At 35.8% G+C, this 16,974-nt stretch carries 16 protein-coding genes and 3 other annotated features; of the genes, 11 read left to right on the plus strand and 5 right to left on the minus strand.

What is annotated here, in order from left to right; all coding sequences use genetic code 11:
- Positions 1–37: 37 nt before the first annotated feature.
- Complete coding sequence (locus tag RCJ96_RS11255; protein ID WP_416503668.1) at positions 38–1,672, minus strand: putative polysaccharide biosynthesis protein; 1,635 nt, start codon at positions 1,670–1,672, stop codon at positions 38–40.
- Positions 1,673–1,892: 220 nt separating this feature from the next.
- Positions 1,893–2,115 (plus strand) — a binding site (T-box leader).
- A gap of 300 nt (positions 2,116–2,415) precedes the next feature.
- On the opposite strand from RCJ96_RS11255, the gene RCJ96_RS11260 reads away from it, so the two are divergent.
- Positions 2,416–3,753, plus strand: coding sequence for a sodium-dependent transporter (locus tag RCJ96_RS11260; RefSeq protein WP_001088182.1), 1,338 nt, complete (start codon positions 2,416–2,418; stop codon positions 3,751–3,753).
- A gap of 40 nt (positions 3,754–3,793) precedes the next feature.
- Here RCJ96_RS11260 and RCJ96_RS11265 read toward each other — a convergent pair whose 3' ends face one another.
- A complete protein-coding gene (locus RCJ96_RS11265; RefSeq protein WP_416503669.1) occupies positions 3,794–4,498 on the minus strand; it encodes a polysaccharide deacetylase family protein in 705 nt (234 codons plus the stop codon).
- 330 nt (positions 4,499–4,828) lie between these two features.
- Here RCJ96_RS11265 and RCJ96_RS11270 point away from each other — a divergent pair, with 330 nt between their 5' ends.
- The 4 genes from RCJ96_RS11270 (at position 4,829) to RCJ96_RS11285 (ending at position 7,000) form a co-directional block, all read left to right on the plus strand.
- Positions 4,829–5,092, plus strand: coding sequence for a CD3324 family protein (locus RCJ96_RS11270; RefSeq protein ID WP_000878319.1), 264 nt, complete (start codon positions 4,829–4,831; stop codon positions 5,090–5,092).
- A gap of 159 nt (positions 5,093–5,251) precedes the next feature.
- Positions 5,252–5,938, plus strand: coding sequence for a DUF421 domain-containing protein (locus tag RCJ96_RS11275; RefSeq protein WP_001015528.1), 687 nt, complete (start codon positions 5,252–5,254; stop codon positions 5,936–5,938).
- 110 nt (positions 5,939–6,048) lie between these two features.
- Positions 6,049–6,690, plus strand: coding sequence for a FusB/FusC family EF-G-binding protein (locus RCJ96_RS11280; protein ID WP_000387076.1), 642 nt, complete (start codon positions 6,049–6,051; stop codon positions 6,688–6,690).
- Positions 6,691–6,799: 109 nt separating this feature from the next.
- Positions 6,800–7,000 carry a hypothetical protein gene (locus tag RCJ96_RS11285; RefSeq protein ID WP_070805744.1) on the plus strand — a complete coding sequence of 67 codons (201 nt, stop codon included), beginning with the start codon at positions 6,800–6,802 and terminating at the stop codon, positions 6,998–7,000.
- A 165-nt stretch (positions 7,001–7,165) separates the two neighbouring features.
- Here the strand turns inward: RCJ96_RS11285 and msrA are convergent, their stop codons facing one another.
- Positions 7,166–7,702 carry a peptide-methionine (S)-S-oxide reductase MsrA gene (gene msrA, locus RCJ96_RS11290; protein ID WP_270795724.1) on the minus strand — a complete coding sequence of 179 codons (537 nt, stop codon included), beginning with the start codon at positions 7,700–7,702 and terminating at the stop codon, positions 7,166–7,168.
- 193 nt (positions 7,703–7,895) lie between these two features.
- Positions 7,896–8,141 (plus strand) — a binding site (T-box leader).
- A 62-nt stretch (positions 8,142–8,203) separates the two neighbouring features.
- Positions 8,204–8,443: a binding site (T-box leader), on the plus strand.
- A gap of 153 nt (positions 8,444–8,596) precedes the next feature.
- Between msrA and ilvE the strand changes: the two genes are divergently transcribed.
- The 6 genes from ilvE to ilvA are packed head-to-tail and all read left to right on the plus strand — an operon-like array spanning position 8,597 to position 15,476.
- On the plus strand, positions 8,597–9,496 hold the full coding sequence (gene ilvE, locus RCJ96_RS11295) for a branched-chain-amino-acid transaminase (protein WP_270795722.1): 900 nt from the start codon (positions 8,597–8,599) through the stop codon (positions 9,494–9,496).
- A gap of 22 nt (positions 9,497–9,518) precedes the next feature.
- Positions 9,519–11,231, plus strand: a complete 1,713-nt coding sequence (ilvB, locus tag RCJ96_RS11300; RefSeq protein WP_416503670.1) for an acetolactate synthase large subunit — start codon at positions 9,519–9,521, stop codon at positions 11,229–11,231.
- Positions 11,228–11,440: an ACT domain-containing protein gene (locus RCJ96_RS11305; protein WP_139302808.1), complete on the plus strand. Its 213-nt coding sequence runs from the start codon at positions 11,228–11,230 to the stop codon at positions 11,438–11,440. Before ilvB ends, RCJ96_RS11305 begins: the two co-directional genes overlap by 4 nt.
- A 14-nt stretch (positions 11,441–11,454) precedes the next feature.
- Complete coding sequence (gene ilvC, locus RCJ96_RS11310) at positions 11,455–12,462, plus strand: ketol-acid reductoisomerase (protein WP_416503671.1); 1,008 nt, start codon at positions 11,455–11,457, stop codon at positions 12,460–12,462.
- 46 nt (positions 12,463–12,508) lie between these two features.
- Positions 12,509–14,182, plus strand: coding sequence for a dihydroxy-acid dehydratase (gene ilvD / locus RCJ96_RS11315; RefSeq protein WP_270795716.1), 1,674 nt, complete (start codon positions 12,509–12,511; stop codon positions 14,180–14,182).
- Between the two features lie 31 nt (positions 14,183–14,213).
- Entirely contained in the window at positions 14,214–15,476 is a 1,263-nt protein-coding gene (gene ilvA / locus RCJ96_RS11320) for a threonine ammonia-lyase IlvA (protein WP_074608419.1), read from the plus strand.
- 80 nt (positions 15,477–15,556) lie between these two features.
- Here the strand turns inward: ilvA and RCJ96_RS11325 are convergent, their stop codons facing one another.
- Positions 15,557–15,784: a hypothetical protein gene (locus RCJ96_RS11325; RefSeq protein ID WP_074608421.1), complete on the minus strand. Its 228-nt coding sequence runs from the start codon at positions 15,782–15,784 to the stop codon at positions 15,557–15,559.
- 52 nt (positions 15,785–15,836) lie between these two features.
- Positions 15,837–16,940, minus strand: a complete 1,104-nt coding sequence (locus RCJ96_RS11330; protein WP_074608423.1) for a CapA family protein — start codon at positions 16,938–16,940, stop codon at positions 15,837–15,839.
- Positions 16,941–16,974 lie beyond the last annotated feature (34 nt).

A 16,974-nucleotide genomic window follows, 5' to 3' on the forward strand; every position in this document is an offset into this window, starting at 1 on the left:
AAGGGATGTAACAATGAGTTACACCCCTTCTTTCTTTTTATTTAATCAATTTACCTAGTACTGGTAATCGTTGAATCTTATCACCGAGAATATGTGAAGCAAGTCCACTTGTTAATACGAATAAAAGGTAAACAAACCCTCCAGCGGCGCCACATATAACGACAATGAGAAGTGATTCCATATAAGTTTGTCCAGGAATTAACCATGTTAAAATTGATTTTAATGCCATCACAACAGCAGACATTGCTGCGGAGTAAATTGTAATAAGAAATACTGTTTTTGCTGTCTCACCAATTTTAAATTTCGCAAACTTAACGATGCAGTACAACATAATACTATTGGAAACGAGGTATCCAAGAATGGTTCCAAGTACAGCACCGTGTCCGCCAAATAAATGTAAGAGCGGTGTATTTACTACAACTTTAACGAGAATTCCGGCTGAGAATGCAATCATTGTTTTTCTTTGATAATCGATTCCTTGTAAAATAGCTGCTGAAACTGTGAAAATCGCACTTAATATAGCAGACGGTGCGAATGAAATTAAATATTGTGATCCACCAAGTGCGATTTCAGGATTTACATAAACCATGCGGAATGCATCGTAAGCGATGCTAGCAAGACCAAATGCAGCCGGGATTGTGAAGAATAACAAGACTTGAAATATCTTTGAAATTTGTTCTTGTAATTCTTCTAATTTCCCGCTTGTATAAGATTTCGTTATAGCCGGAATGATCGTTAAGGAGAATCCAGTTGCAAGTGAAGCTGGAATCATAATTAACTTTTGGGCATAGTTCGTTATATAAGCGAAAACTGCATTTGCTGTTTCTAACGGCTCTCCCATCGCTCTAAGGACATCAGCTACAGTATATTGATCTACTAACGTGTAAAGTGGAATTGCGATGCCGACAAATACAATTGGGATTGCATAGCGAAGTAATTCTATATAAATATTTTTTAATGGGATATGGGATGTTCTTGATTTTAATTCACCTTCGGGAGGTTTTAACCCATTATATTTTTTCCAGTACATCATTAAAATAGAGACACTTGCAAGTGCTCCGATAACAGCTCCAAACGTAGCAACTGCAACAGAAGAGGCTACGGAACCTCCTAATAGTTTTGAGACGATAAAGCTACCAACTAAAATGAAAACAACACGTGCAATTTGTTCCACGACTTGAGAAACAGCACTTGGTTTCATATGTTGAAAACCTTGGAAATAACCACGTGTAACACTCATAGCTGGTACGATAATAAGTGCAAAACTTAATGCTCGCATCGTAAGTGTTACGTCAGAGATAAATTGTGGATCTGGCGTTTTCGAGCGAATAATAAATTGTGATATGTATGGTGCTCCAATAAATAAAACTAAAAACCCTAAAAATCCCATAAACAACATTAATTTTACGCTAGAGTTGTATAATTTTTTGCTTGTACTATAATCACCAAGCGCATTATGCTTTGCAACAAATTTGGAAACGGCAATAGGGATACCGGCAGTTGAAAAGCTTAATAAAATTCCGTACCAAGAGTATGCATATCCATATAAAGCGACCCCTTGTGTTCCGACTAATAGTTGAAAAGGGAAGAAGTATATAAAACCTAATATACGTGAAATCATTGTTGCGCCGCTTAATAAAGCAGTTCCTTTTAAAACTTTTGAAGTAGACAAAATCCTTTCCTCCTACTCGTGCTGTCTTACGTTTATCGTATATTACTATAAACCTGTTAGAGTAGTTAATATAGTATGGAACATAAATATTCTAATATTATTCACTTAAAAGTCATATTTTACATTTTCAAATAGAATGTAATACGTAAAAATTCAAAATATAAGTTGACACTATTTTTAATGTGTGATAAAAATGATAGTAATCAATTCGGAAAATAATATTTGGGCAATGAAAGGGTATAGTAGTGAATATCTCCCTATTACAGAGAGCTGATGGTTGGTGTGAATCAGTATATAGATTATTCATGAAGTTCGTCCTGGAGCATCTTTCATAAATCTCACATTATGAGGAAATGAAAGACGGTAGTTTATACCGTTATCAAATAAAGTGGTGAAGATTGTTTCACAACTAGGGTGGTACCGCGATATTTATCGTCCCTACGTATTTACGTAGGGACGTTTTTTATTTAGGTCTTACTTTGTTGTGGCTTCATAACTAGGGTGGTACCGCGATAATTTATCGTCCCTACGTATTTGCGTAGGGACGTTTTTTATTTAGGTCCTAACTTTGGTGTATCTTCATAACTAGGGTGGTACCGCGATATTTTTGTCGTCCCTACGTATTTACGTAGGGGCGTTTTTTATTAGTAGAGAGGAAGTGAATGTATTAGAAAAGAGTGTGGATAGAACAATATAAATACCGAATTGTAAAACAGAAAAAGATAAAGAGAGGAGATTAACAAATGAATTCACAGCAATGGACATCGAAATTAGGTTTCGTATTAGCTGCGGCAGGTTCAGCAATTGGTCTAGGGGCTATTTGGAAGTTCCCGTATATGGCCGGAATTGGAGGGGGCGGCGCGTTCTTCCTTATTTTCATCGGTTTCACATTATTAATTGGTTTACCGCTATTATTAGCTGAATTCGTTATCGGAAGAAGTACACAAAAAGAGGCTGTTGATGCGTATAGAGAAATCGCACCAAAAACATTATGGCCATGGTTAGGGAAATTAGGGATTGTAACATGTTTCATATTACTTTCTTTCTACAGTGTTGTAGGAGGCTGGATTTTATTATATTTATGGAATGCAATTACAGGTAGACTATGGGAAGGAAATGGTGCATACGAAGCTACGTTTGGTGAAATCATTTCCAATCCGTATTTAGCAGTAGGATCACAGCTATTATTCATCCTTATTACTATTTTTATCGTAAGTAAAGGTGTACAAAATGGTGTTGAAAAAGTAAATAAATATTTCATGCCAGCACTATTCGTTTTATTCTTTGTATTAATCGTTCGTGCACTTACGTTAGATGGTGCAGGAGAAGGGGTTCGTTTCTTCTTACAACCTGATTTCTCACATGTAACATCAGAAGTTATTTTATATGCGATGGGACAATCGTTCTTCTCACTATCAGTCGGAGTAGCAGTAATGGTAACGTATAGCTCATACTTACCGAAAGAGGAAAGTTTACCGCGTTCAGCATTTTCTATCGTAGCTTTAACGCTTGTGATTACATTACTTGCAGGACTTGCAATTTTCCCAGTAGTGTTCGCATTTGGAATGGAACCATCTCAAGGACCGGGACTATTATTTATCGTACTGCCAGCTATTTTTAGTAAAATGGCATTCGGAAAATTCTTCTTCATCGTTTTCTTACTACTATTCTTCTTTGCTACTATTACATCAGCGATTTCGATGTTAGAAATTAGCGTGGCATCTTTAACTGCAAAAGGTAAAGGGAAACGTGAAAAAATGGCTTTAATCGTAGGTTTATTAATCTTCGTTGTAGGAGTACCATCAGCATTGTCATTTGGTATATTAAGCGATCTGAAGATTTTCGGAAAGACAGTCTTTGATTTAGCGGATTATGCAGTTAGTAACGTATTAATGCCACTTGGTGTTTTATTAGTTTCTATCTTTGTTCCTTTAAAAATGAAGAAAGATGTATTAATGAAAGAGCTTGGTGTAAGTAAAAATAAAGGCTATAAATTATTCGTATTATGGTTATTCTTACTTCGCTTCATCGCACCAATTGCGATTATTATCGTATTCTTAAATGTACTTGGCATTATTTAAACAAAAAGGTAGCGTATCATTGTATGATACGCTACCTTTCTTACTTTGTACTTTTTTGTAGTTCGTTTACTGTTACGAACTGATAGCCCTTCTTAGATAAAGAGTCTAAAATACCTTCAATGGTCTGTAAACTTTCATTAGACTCATCATACATAGAGTGCAGTAAAATGATAGAACCTGGTTTTACATTTTTATTAACATATTCAATTTTATCAGCAGCAGATTTATAAAAAGTATCAGGTTCAAGGTCCCAGGTGATTGTTTCGATATTGTTTTTATTTAAATAATAGGGCAGACCAATTAGCTTTTTCCCGTTAGGTGGTCTAAAATCAATGGCGCCTGTAAATCCTGTTTGGCGGATTAATGCATTCGTTTTTTCTATTTCTTCTTTAATAAAAGAAGGTGTTTTAAAAACCATTCTGTTATGAGAATATGTATGGTTTCCAACTTGGTGTCCAGATTGTACGATAGATTTTCCTAACGATAGGTTTTTCTCTAATTCATTTCCAATTAAAAAGAAAGTAGCTTTTGCATTGTATGTATCTAGTAGCGGTAATATTTGTTTTACATTGTTAGTAGGGCCATCATCAAAAGTTAAAGCAATCACCTTTTCATTTGTTTCTACTCGATTTGTTAAATCTCCAAATAATTGAAAGCTTCTTGCATTCATCAATTTGTATGTTCCGAATAATGCTACAGTAATAATGAATAATGTAATGATTGTAATGATTATTTTCTTTTTCATAAAGCAACCTCACTATAGTTTTTGATTGGACTAAAAAGTATTATATCAAACTAAGTAATTTCATGCTTTAAAAAGGATGTGGATGCAAGGGGAAGGAATTTATCATATAATGTAATGAAAAAGGTATATTAGGAGGTGTTTACATGGCGATTATAATTCAATTGCCAGACACTGCAGCGTCTCATGCAAAGCCAAGTATGGAAATGGCGATACTTTGCGTGAGGTAGACAGGTAATATACAATTCATCGCCAAAATGAGCTTGTATCATTTTTTGTATTTGGCTTTGCACCTTATTGAAATGAACCATAAAAAATAAGGGGCGAGCAGAAATGAAATACGTAAAAGCTAAGGCAGTTTTACCAGAGAGTTTAATTACTGAAATTCAAAAGTATATACAAGGTGAAACAATTTACATTCCAAAACAAGAAACGAAACATTATAAATGGGGGACACGATCTGGAGGAAGAAAACAGTTAGATGAAAGAAACAAAGCCATTAAAGAAGCGTTTAAAAGCGGAATTGCTATTCATCAACTTGCAGAAGAGTATTTTCTTTCCGGAGAAACGATAAAAAAGATTGTGTATTCTAAATAACAGGAAAAGAGTCTGATTCATATTACTTTGAATCAGACTCTTTTTGTTTTATATGTATTGGATATATGAGATGTGAACGGGCATGATAATAGAAAAAAATGTGCCGTTTTTTTATTAAATGGTATACAGAGCACTTGAAAAGTAGAAAGGTGAACATATATGAATCATATTGGACAAATAACGATAGAGCTTTTAATTGGTTTCTTTGTTCTATTAATTGCTACAAAAATACTAGGGAAAACACAAATATCTCAGCTAACACCTTTTGATTTTATTTCTGCTATCGTCCTTGGTGAGCTCGTTGGAAATTCAATATATGACCCTAAAATTAAAGTGTGGTCTATTTTATATTCAGTATTTGTATGGGTAATTTTAATTTATACAATAGAAGTGATAACGCAAAAAATAAGAGGAACAAGAAAGTTTTTTGAAGGATATCCTTCCATTATTATCCGTAATGGAAAGATTGATCGTGAACAATTAAGTGTAAATCATTTGGACATTAACCAATTACAACAAATGCTTAGGCAACAAAAAGATATATTTTCAATCCGAGAAGTTGAATATATGATATTAGAACCTAACGGAAATATAAGTGTTCTGAAAAAAAGTAAATACGAATCTCCCACTATAAATGATTTAAGTTTAAAACATAAGCCTGTATACTTACCAATTTCATTAATTAGTGATGGAAAAGTAGTGAAAGATAATTTGAGAGAAGCGGGCTTTGATGAAGGATGGCTGTATAAGCAAATAAAGCAAAAAGGAATTACTAAATTTGAAGACGTGTTATATGCGGAATGGAAAACAGATGATGGCTTCTTTTGTCAGGAAATGGAGCGGTAAAATATAATCGATGTATGTAATATTCGTTTCTAAGTTATCTTTTACATACCAAAAAGCCAAATCATTGTATACAATAAGATTAGATCAACAATTTGTATGGAGTGATAAAGATGGAAGCTTTTATTAGAAGTGATCAATATAATTTTATAAAATCACAAGCTTATATTTTAGCGAATGGGCACGCAACGGCAAATGATAGAGGTGTCATTCAAGCGTTAAAATCATTAGCAATTGAAAAGATAATACATGTATTTGAGAATTTAACGGATGAGCAGAAAGAGTTAATCGATACGGTATTAACCGTTCAAAATAGAGAAGATGCAGAATCGTTTTTAATGAAAATAAATCCGTACGTCATTCCGTTTCAGGAAGTTACAGCACAAACATTAAAAAAATTATTTCCTAAGGTGAAAAAATTAAAGCTTCCTGATATGGAAGAAATGGACATGAAAGAATTATCTTATTTAAGCTGGATTGATAAAGGGTCAAGCAGGAAATTTATTATAGCAAAAAATGATAAAAATAAGTTTGTTGGTCTGCAAGGAACGTTTCAAAGTTTAAATAAAAAGAGCATTTGTTCTTTATGTCACGGACATGAAGAAGTAGGGATGTTTTTAGTTGAAATTAAAGGTGATATACCAGGAACTTTCGTGAAAAAGGGAAACTATATTTGCAAAGATGCCGTGGCCTGTAATCAGAATATGAAATCACTTGATAAATTACAGGATTTTATTGAGAGATTGAAGAAATAAAATGGAAAACCTCTAGTGCTTAAACTGGAGGTTTTTTATTTAAGAAACGGTAATAGATTTCTTTTTTAAAAGATATAATTTATAAATAAAACATAGGAGAGCTAAAGAGATGTTTAAAAAGTTTTTACTTTCTTTACCGGATGTTTTACTTATATGTATTGTTATCTACATAACATACACAACTACTCTTAGTTTTGTACAGATGTTAGTAATTTCAATTACAATCGGAATCGTTGGTGGTCTTGTTATAAGAATTTGTAAGGATTTATTTGCTTTTATGAAGTGGACAATTAAACAAAGGAAGTCTTGACTATGTTTAATTGCTATACTAGGAGGAAACGAAATGACTAAGAAAAAGAGTAGAGTGAAAAACGAAATCGCACTTTGGACATTAACAGCGGTTGTTCTCATCATTGTATGGTACTTTTTTCAACGATAAAAATGCATCGTACTAAAAAGGTACGATGCATTTTTATTATTTTTTTTGCCAATTTTCTTTTATAAAGTCTTCACGGCCAGATTCTTTTTGCTCAGTAGCATATTTTTCTGGGTTCTTTTTATAGAAGTGTTGATGGTATTCCTCAGCTTCATAAAAAGGTGCAGCTGGGCGAATTTTAGTTACGATTGGCTCTTTAAACATACCGCTTTCTGCAAGAGTTTGTTTTGATTTTTCAGCAAGCTCTTTTTGCGTTTCGGTATGATAAAAAATAGCGGTGCGATAAGATGGACCACGGTCAAAGAATTGTCCGCCATCATCAGTTGGATCGATTTGTGGCCAATATAAATCTAGTAATTTTTCATATGGGAAAATAGAAGGATCAAATGTAATTTGTACAACTTCTAAATGACCAGATGTACCCGCTTTTACTTGTTCATATGTTGGGTTTTCTACATGACCACCTGCATAGCCAGAAAGTACTTTATGAATACCAGGAAGTTCATCAAACGGCTTTACCATGCACCAAAAGCAACCGCCTGCGAAGGTTGCGAGTTCGTATGTTTTTTCGGACATTGTTGTAATCCTCCTAAATATATATGTTTTATATAGTATTATATAAAAAGTTTTATTGCGCAATAAAAAAGATTCGAAAATATATGTATTATTAAAAATATTTTTAAAAAACATGTTGACAATGAAAAGAACAACGTCCTATAATACGTTTAACAAATGAAAGTTAATTAAGAATTTTCTAACTTTATATGTTGTATATGCAAAGAAGAGGAAAGTAGATGATTATGATCGTTTCAGAGAGCTACTCCAAGGCTGTGAGAGTAGTAACAATCGAGTCATTGAAGATCACCTCGGAGCATCGCTTGCGAAAGGGAAACTGAGTAGAGGGCGACGGCATCGTCTCCGGTAAAAGGACGGGGGTCTAATTGGACCTACAGAGCTTATATTTCGTGAGAAGTATAAGGAAGCTGAGTGGTAACGCGAAACTCTCGCCTCAGCAATCAAAGCTACTAAATTGTAGTAGTTGATTGCTGAGGCGAGAGTTTTTATTTTTAAAAATAAGAGAATGCGTAGAAGAGGAGAGTAAATGATAAAAATTGTTTCAGAGAGCTACCCAGATGCTGTGAGGGTGGTAACAATGTCATCATTGAAGATCACCTCGGAGCACTACTTTTGAAAACTAGTAAAAAGTAGCGGAGTTGTTTCCGATAGAAAAACAAAAGTCTAATTGGACTTGCAGAGCTTATATTTCGTGAGAAGTGTAAGGAAGCTGAGTGGTACCACGATTCCCTCGTCTCAGCAATGGATTGCTACAAGTATGTATGTAATCGATTGTTGAGACGAGTATATTTTTAAGATTTATATACTGAATATTCTGTTAAAAAATACTCATCTCAGCAATCGATATAGAAATAGATTGCAAAAATAGAGAGAAAAAAAGAGGAGCGATGTGAGATGGGAAATCAGTACATTTATATGAATGGGGAATTTGTAGAAAAAGAAAAGGCAGTTGTTTCAGTATATGATCATGGTTTTTTATACGGAGACGGTGTATTTGAAGGGATTCGTAGTTACGGTGGAAATGTATTTTGTTTAAAAGAACATGTAAAACGATTATATGAATCGGCAAAATCTATTTTACTTACAATCCCACTGACGGTTGACGAAATGGAAGAAGCAGTTTTACAGACACTTCAAAAAAATGAGTATGCAGATGCTTATATTCGGTTAATTGTTTCAAGAGGAAAAGGGGACTTAGGGCTCGATCCGAGAAGTTGTGTGAAACCGAGCGTTATTATCATTGCAGAACAATTAAAATTATTCCCTCAGGAATTTTACGATAATGGACTAAGTGTCGTATCTGTTGCATCAAGACGTAATATGCCAGATGCATTAGACCCACGAATTAAGTCAATGAACTACTTAAATAACGTACTTGTAAAAATTGAAGCGGCACAAGCAGGAGTGCTAGAGGCACTTATGTTAAATCAACAAGGATATGTTTGTGAAGGATCTGGAGATAATGTTTTCGTTGTGAAAGATGGAAAAGTGTTAACACCGCCTTCTTATTTAGGAGCGCTAGAAGGCATTACGAGAAATAGTGTTATCGAGTTATGTGAGCGACTGAGTATTCCGTGTGAGGAAAGACCATTCACTCGCCATGACGTATATGTAGCGGATGAAGTGTTTTTAACAGGAACGGCAGCTGAATTAATTCCAGTTGTAAAGGTTGATTCAAGAGAAATTGGAGATGGGAAACCAGGAAGTGTAACGAAACAATTGACTGAGGAATTTAAAAAGTTAACGAGAGAAAGAGGCGTACGTGTTCCAGGGCTGGCAGAAAGCTTACTGTAGGTAGGGAGAGGAGTTAATTGAAATGAAGCAATATACAACTTATGAGAAATTGCAGTGTGAAGAAGGGACAGGAGCTGGACACGTTATTCAATGCTTAAAGAAATTAGGCGTAACGACTGTTTTCGGTTATCCGGGCGGAGCAATTTTACCAGTGTACGATGCGCTATATGAAAGTGGATTGAAGCATATATTAACTCGTCATGAACAAGCTGCTATTCATGCGGCTGAAGGTTATGCAAGAGCTTCTGGAAAGGTCGGGGTAGTATTTGCTACCTCTGGCCCAGGGGCGACAAATTTAGTTACGGGCTTAGCAGATGCTTATATGGATTCGATTCCTTTAGTTGTCATTACAGGGCAAGTTGCAACACCACTCATTGGAAAAGACGGGTTTCAAGAAGCTGATGTTGTCGGAATTACAGTACCTGTTACGAAGCATAATTACCAAGTTCGTGATGTGAATCAGTTATCACGTATTGTACAAGAAGCTTTTTACATCGCCGAAAGCGGGCGGCCAGGACCAGTATTAATTGATATTCCAAAAGATGTTCAAATTGAAAAGGTAACAAGTTTTTACAATGAAGTAATTGAGATTCCAGGGTACAAACTAGAGCCTATGCCAGATAGTATGAAACTGAAAGAGGTAGCTAAAGAAATTTCAAAAGCGAAACGCCCACTTCTTTATATTGGAGGAGGTGTCATTCACTCAGGTGGATCTGATGAACTTATCAAATTTGCGAGGGAGAATCGTATTCCAGTCGTGTCAACTTTAATGGGACTGGGTGCATATCCGCCGGGAGATCCATTATTTTTAGGAATGCTCGGTATGCATGGAACGTACGCTGCAAATATGGCAGTAACAGAATGTGACTTATTACTTGCTTTAGGTGTTCGCTTTGATGATCGTGTAACAGGAAAATTAGAACTCTTTTCTCCCTATTCAAAAAAGGTACATATTGATATAGATCCTTCGGAGTTTCATAAAAATGTAACTGTGGAATATCCAGTTGTTGGAGATGTGAAAAAAGCGTTACACATGTTGTTACATATGCCAATTTGTACACAGACAGATGAATGGCTTACGAAAACCGAGGAATGGAAAGCGGAATACCCTCTTTCCTATATTCAAAAAGAAAGTGAGTTAAAACCACAGCATGTTATTAGCTTAGTAAGTGAATTAACGAATGGTGAAGCGATTGTTACGACAGAAGTAGGACAGCATCAAATGTGGGCTGCGCATTTTTATAAAGCGAAAAACCCGCGGACTTTTCTAACATCAGGTGGATTAGGAACGATGGGATTTGGCTTCCCGGCGGCAGTTGGTGCTCAGCTTGCAAAAGAAGAAGAACTCGTTATTTGTATTGCAGGTGATGCTTCTTTTCAAATGAATATTCAAGAACTACAAACAATTGCTGAAAATAACATCCCTGTAAAAGTATTTATTATAAACAATAAATTTTTAGGGATGGTAAGGCAATGGCAAGAAATGTTTTATGAAAATCGATTATCAGAGTCGAAAATTGGATCGCCAGATTTTGTGAAAGTTGCAGAAGCTTATGGAGTGAAAGGGTTAAGAGCGACAAATTCAACTGAGGCGAAACAAGTGATGTTAGAAGCATTTGCTCATGAAGGACCTGTCGTAGTTGATTTTTGTGTAGAAGAAGGTGAAAACGTATTTCCGATAGTTCCACCAAATAAAGGGAATAACGAAATGATTATGAAGAGGTGGGAAGAATGAGTCATACTTTTTCATTAGTTATCGATAACGATCCAAATGTCTTATTACGCATAAGTGGAATTTTTGCTCGGCGTGGTTATTATATTTCTTCATTAAATTTAAATGAAAGTGAAATGGAGTTAACGGCAGTTTGTACAGAACAAGAAGCAATATTACTCGTCGGTCAGTTGAAAAAGTTAATCAATGTACTGCAAGTAAACAAATTATAAGGAGTGTATGGAGTATGAAAACATATTATGAGCAAGATGCAAATGTAGAGTTATTGCAAGGGAAAACAGTTGCGGTAATTGGCTATGGGTCTCAAGGTCATGCACAGGCGCAAAATTTACGCGATTCTGGTGTGGAAGTTGTAGTTGGTGTTCGGCCTGGTAAGTCTTTTGAAGTAGCAAAAGCAGATGGATTTGAAGTGATGTCTGTTTCAGAAGCAGTTCGAACCGCGCAAGTTGTACAAATGTTACTGCCAGATGAACAGCAAGCTCATGTGTATAAAGCAGAGGTAGAAGAGAATCTTCGTGAAGGACAAATGTTACTTTTTTCACATGGATTTAACATTCACTTCGGCCAAATTAATCCGCCAAGTTACGTAGATGTAGCGATGGTTGCGCCAAAAAGTCCAGGTCATCTCGTTCGCCGTGTATTTCAAGAAGGAAATGGTGTTCCAGCATTAGTCGCAGTACATCAAGATGCAACGGGCACCGCATTACATGTAGCGCTTGCGTATGCAAAAGGTGTAGGGTGTACACGTGCAGGTGTAATTGAAACGACATTCCAAGAAGAAACAGAGACGGATTTGTTTGGTGAGCAAGCGGTACTTTGCGGAGGTGTAACTGCACTTGTGAAAGCTGGTTTTGAAACGTTAACAGAAGGCGGATATCGCCCTGAAATTGCATACTTCGAATGTTTACATGAATTAAAGTTAATTGTTGATTTAATGTACGAAGGTGGTTTAACGAACATGCGCCATTCTATTTCAGATACGGCAGAGTTCGGAGATTATGTAACAGGATCGAGAATTGTTACAGATGAAACGAAGAAAGAAATGAAACGAGTACTTACAGAAATTCAGCAAGGTGAATTCGCGAAGAAATGGATTTTAGAAAACCAAGCTGGGCGTCCAACGTATAATGTGATGAAAAAAGCAGAGCAAAATCATCAGTTAGAAAAAGTAGGAGCAGAGCTTCGTGAAATGATGAGCTGGATTCATGCACCGAAAGAATTAGTAAAGAAATAGAGTAATAGATTGTAAGTGAAAAATACGTAAGAGGGGATTTGACAAGATGAGAAGTGACATGATTAAAAAAGGTTTTGATAAAGCGCCGCATCGTAGTTTATTAAAAGCAACTGGTTTGAAAGATGAAGATTTTGATAAACCGTTTATAGCTATTTGTAATTCTTTTATTGAAATTATTCCAGGTCATAAGCACTTAAATGAGTTTGGGAAACTTGTTAAAGAAGCAGTACGTGCAGCAGGTATGGTTCCCTTTGAATTTAATACAATTGGAGTAGATGACGGTATTGCGATGGGGCATATCGGTATGCGTTATTCGCTTCCGAGTCGTGAAATTATTGCAGATTCAGTGGAAACGGTTGTAAACGCACATTGGTTTGATGGCATGATTTGTATTCCAAACTGTGACAAAATTACACCAGGTATGATGATGGCTGCACTACGTATTAACATTCCGACTGTGTTTGTTTCAGGCGGCCCGATGGCAGCAGGAAAAACATCTAAAGGAGAAGTTGTCGATTTAAGTTCTGTTTTCGAAGGAGTAGGAGCGTATCAATCTGGGAAAATTTCAGAAGAAGAATTAAAGGATATTGAAGATCATGGCTGTCCATCTTGTGGTTCTTGTTCCGGTATGTTTACAGCGAACTCTATGAACTGTTTATGTGAAGTGTTAGGTTTAGCTCTTCCTGGTAACGGAAGTATTTTGGCTATTGATCCGAGACGTGAGGAGTTAATTAAAGAAGCAGCAGAAAAATTAAAGATTTTAATTGAAAGAGATATTAAACCGAGAGACATCGTAACAGAAGAAGCAATTGATGATGCGTTCGCGCTTGATATGGCGATGGGCGGTTCAACAAATACAGTGTTACATACATTAGCACTCGCACATGAGGCAGGACTAGATTATGATATGAGCCGTATTGATGCCGTTTCAAGGCGTGTACCACATTTATGTAAAGTAAGCCCTGCTTCCAATTGGCATATGGAAGATATTGATCGTGCAGGCGGGATTAGTGCAATTTTGAAAGAGATGAGCCGAAAAGAAGGAATACTTCATTTAGATCGTATTACTGCTACGGGGCAGACGTTAAGAGAGAACATTGCTCATGCAGAGATTAAAGATAAGGAAGTTATTCATTCTCTTGAAAACCCTCATAGTGAAGAAGGTGGATTACGTATATTAAAAGGAAACCTTGCGAAGGATGGGGCAGTTATTAAAAGTGGGGCAACTGAAGTAAAACGATTTGAAGGACCATGCGTTATTTTTAATTCACAAGATGAGGCTCTTGCGGGTATTATGCTTGGGAAAGTGAAGAAAGGCGATGTAGTTGTTATTCGTTATGAAGGACCAAGAGGCGGTCCTGGTATGCCGGAAATGTTAGCACCAACGTCAGCAATTGCTGGCATGGGATTAGGTGCAGATGTTGCGCTATTAACGGATGGTCGTTTCTCTGGTGCTTCACGTGGTATTTCAGTAGGGCATATTTCACCAGAAGCAGCTGCGGGCGGAACGATTGCACTTCTTGAACAAGGGGATATCGTTTGTATCGATGTTGAGGAAAGGGTGTTAGAAGTAAGAATTAGTGATGAAGAATTAGATAAGCGTAAAAAAGAATGGAAACGACCAGAACCGAAAGTGAAAACGGGATGGCTTGGGCGCTACGCACAGATGGTAACGTCGGCGAATACAGGTGCAGTCTTAAAAGTCCCAAATTTTGATTGAGCCAATATAAAAGAGATAAGGATGATATGAAATGGTGCAAAAGGTAAAGGAGAGAGTGAAAATTGAAGATATCTTAATGGCTCATAATTGCATGAAAGATATCGTTATTAAAACACCGTTACAACGTGATACAGTTTTATCTGAGAAATATGATTGTGACGTTTATGTAAAAAGAGAAGACTTACAATTAATTCGCTCTTTCAAAATTCGTGGTGCGTATAATCTAATTCAAAGTTTACCGAAAGTGCAATTACAAAACGGTGTTGTTTGTGCAAGTGCTGGTAATCATGCGCAAGGAGTAGCTTATACGTGTAATTTATTGAAGATTCCGTCAAAAATTTTCATGCCGACGACGACACCTAAACAAAAAGTGTCACAAGTACAATTTTTCGGTGGTGATTTCGCAGAAATTGTATTAGTTGGTGATACATTTGATAGCTCTTTCCAAGAAGCACAGCGCTATTGTGAAGAAAATAGGATGACGTTTGTTCACCCATTTGATGATCCATATGTTATTGCTGGTCAAGGGACAGTCGCAGTTGAAATTATGCATGATATGGAGAAAACGGTTGATTATATCTTTACAGCAATTGGCGGTGGTGGATTAGCATCAGGAGTTGGTACATATGTGAAAGGTGTTAGTCCTGCTACAAAGATCATTGGTGTAGAGCCAATGGGAGCTGCATCTATGAAAGAGGCTTTTCTTCAAAATGAAAATGTCGCATTGGAGAAAATAGATAGTTTTGTTGATGGGGCAGCTGTTAAAAAGGTAGGAAAGTTAACATTTGAAACGTGTAAAGATGTAATTGATGATATTGTTTTAATACCAGAAGGAAAGGTTTGTACGACGATTTTAGAACTGTATAAGAAAAATGCAATTGTAGCTGAACCGGCTGGTGCGCTATCTATTGCAGCGCTTGATTTATATAGAGATGAAATAAAAGGTAAAACAGTTGTATGTACGCTAAGTGGTGGGAATAATGATATTGATAGAATGCAAGAAATGAAAGAACGTTCTCTTATTTACGAAGGGTTAAAGCATTATTTCATCATTGAATTCCCACAGCGTTCAGGTGCGTTAAGAGAATTTCTTGATAAAGGATTAGGAGCAGAAGATGATATTACTCGCTTTGAGTATATTAAGAAACATAATAAGGAAAATGGTCCAGCATTAGTCGGAGTAGAATTAAAACATAAAGAAGATTACGAGCAATTAATTACCCGTTTTAAAGAAAATAACATTCAATTTATGGAGCTTAATAAAAATCCTGTTTTGTTTGATTTGCTTATTTAATGGAAGGAAAGAGTTAGCACCCAAATAAAAAAGATAGATACAAGCGAGGAAATATAATGCTTGTTCTATCTTTTTTATAGTTAAACTAGATATTCATTAAATTCAAGAAGAATAAAGCTAGCTAACCAAAAGAGTATCGCAATACGAATGATTACATACATAGTAAATTCAAAGGTAGTAAGTTTTCGTTCCCGTTTTAGTTTTTTTAGGAGTCTAACAGAGAAAAGTGAACATAAAAGTAGAACGGCTATAGACATTTTATAAATATTCTCTAACAAACTTACATTTTCTAATAAATCTTTTAGCATGTTCATCACCTATTCTTTAATGTATATTACAGGAAAATAGATTATGCGCTGTTTAGTTTCGTCTGTTTTTTATTTTTCCGGTATCATCAATTTCTACATCGCTTGAAACTTCTTGTAAATATTGTAGAGCTTTTCTCTTTTCTTCCTCATTTACAGGGGAAACTTGGTTGTTACGGATGATATAAGGATTGAATGACATTTGGACATCCTTTCCTTTAAAAGTTAAAGTTAATACACCAGTTTCAGCACTTTTTCCGTTCACATAACTTGGGAATAAAAAGTTTCCTAATGAGTAAGCGACAGGAACGTTATTATAATATTCAAACCCTTGTAACCAATGTGGATGACTTCCGACAATCGCGTCGGCTCCTGCTGTAACCATTTTATTTACATATTGTTTTTGATAATCTACCGGACGATTTGATTTTTCGACACCCCAATGCATATAGACAATTAAATAGTCTGCATCTTTCTTTTGCTCTTTAATTGTTTTTGTTACAAGATTTAAATCATACCCGTTCGCAACGCCAGGTTTATTGTCATCAGCTACCCAAGTAAAATCAGGCATAAATCGGACGAATGAAAGGAATTTGAATTTTTTTCCTTTTACAGTCATTTCTCGTGCAGTATATGCATCTTTTGCATTTTTTCCGGCTCCAATGTAAGGGAACTTTAATTTTTCTACGTGAGAAATCGTGTCTAATAATCCATCTTGTCCATAATCAAGTGTATGGTTATTCCCAATATTTACGATGTCATATCCAGTGTTTTTTATCGCTTGAAGCGTGGATGGATCACTTTTAATCCAAAACAGTTGTCCAGGAGCTTTCTTTTCTTTCGTTGTAAATGCTGACTCTAAATTAACGAAAGAAATATCAGCTTTTGTTATTTCTTCTTTTACATGCTGGAATGGATAATCAGCCCCGTTTTTTTCGATTACCGGACGTAATTGCCAATCGAACATTGTATCACCAGAGAAGGTGAGTGTAATTTCCGGGTCTTCTATTTTCTTGTCGCTTTTTGAAGTAGTTTTACTAGATTTGTTTTGGAAATCGGGTTTGTCTGTCGCCTTTGAAGTAAAAGAGTGGTTAATTAATACAACAATTGGTGTAATACAAAAGGCTATTAACAAAAATCGTTTTAGTAAAGTTTTCATAAATACCTTCCCTTTTGAGTTTATCTCGCAATTA

Source organism: Bacillus sp. BSL6 (assembly GCF_052928345.1).